At 68.5% G+C, this 1,195-nt stretch carries 1 pseudogene; it reads left to right on the top strand.

Annotated elements, in window-relative coordinates:
* Positions 1-29: 29 nt before the first annotated feature.
* Positions 30-1,195 (top strand): annotated as a pseudogene (locus ACFZB9_RS36935) (hypothetical protein); the annotation flags it as partial.

Here is a 1,195-nt window from a genome sequence, read left to right as displayed (position 1 = left end):
ACTACGGGGCGAACGCGCAGAACACCGGCGTGGCCTACACGCGCGGCGGCACGCTGACGCGGATCGACTACGGCATGACCGCCTCGACGGTGTATGCGGGTACCGCGCCGGAGCAGATCGTCTTCACCGTGGGCGAGCGCTGCCTGCCCTCCGGTGCGACCTGCGACGACACGCACTTCACCACGGCGAACGCCTCCTGGTGGCCGGATGTGCCGATCGACCAGAACTGCGCGCAGGGCGCCTCCTGCACCACCCACGGCCCGACCTTCTGGTCGCGCAAACAGCTGAACAGCATCACCACCCAGATCCAGGTCAACGGGGCGACCCAGCAGGTCGACCGCTACGACTTCGTGCACTCGTTCCCCGACGGCGGTGACCACGCGCCGACCCTGTGGCTGGACAGCGTGCAGCACACCGGCCTGGACACCGGCGCCGGCGCCTCCGGATCGGTGTCGACCCCGGTGACGAGCTTCGACCCGCCGGCCCAACTGGCCAACCGGGTCGGCACGATCGCCAACCAGCCGGTGATGTACCACGACCGGATCCAGAACATCACCACCGAGACCGGCGCACGCGTCACCGTCACCTACAACCCCACCCAGTGCACACCGGCCAACGTGCCCACGGACCCCTCCACCAACACCCTGCCCTGCTTCCCGGTGCTGTGGACACCGCCCGGCGCCACCAGCCCGCAGGCCGACTGGTTCCACAAGTACACCGTGCACTCCGTCCTGACCCAGGACCTGCACGAGACCAACCAGGACGGCACCTACCCCGAGCTGCTCACCACCTACGCCTACGACGGCGGCGCGGGCTGGCACTACGACGACAACGAACTCGTCAAACCCGCCAACCGCACCTACGGGCAGTTCCGCGGCTACGCCACGGTGGAGACCCGCACCGGTGACACCACCGTCTTCCACACCACCAACGGCGCCAAGGTCAACGACCAGCTGACCCTGAACAAGACCAGCTACTTCCGCGGCATGTCCAACAACACGCCCACCGGAACCGGCGGTTCGACCGTCACCCTGACCTCCACCGACGGCGCCCACACCGCCCAGGACACCAACGCCCTACTCGGGCAGGTCTTCGAGACCGACGCCTACACCGGCGACGGCGGCACCATCGACCACGCCACCGTCACCATCCCCACCATCATCGGCCCCACCGCCTCCCGCAACCGCACCGGACT

This window comes from Kitasatospora sp. NPDC008050 (assembly GCF_042957465.1).
GTDB lineage: Bacteria > Actinomycetota > Actinomycetes > Streptomycetales > Streptomycetaceae > Kitasatospora.
The sequence above is the reverse complement of the archived record's forward strand: the minus strand, read 5'-3'. Positions and strand labels throughout refer to the sequence as shown.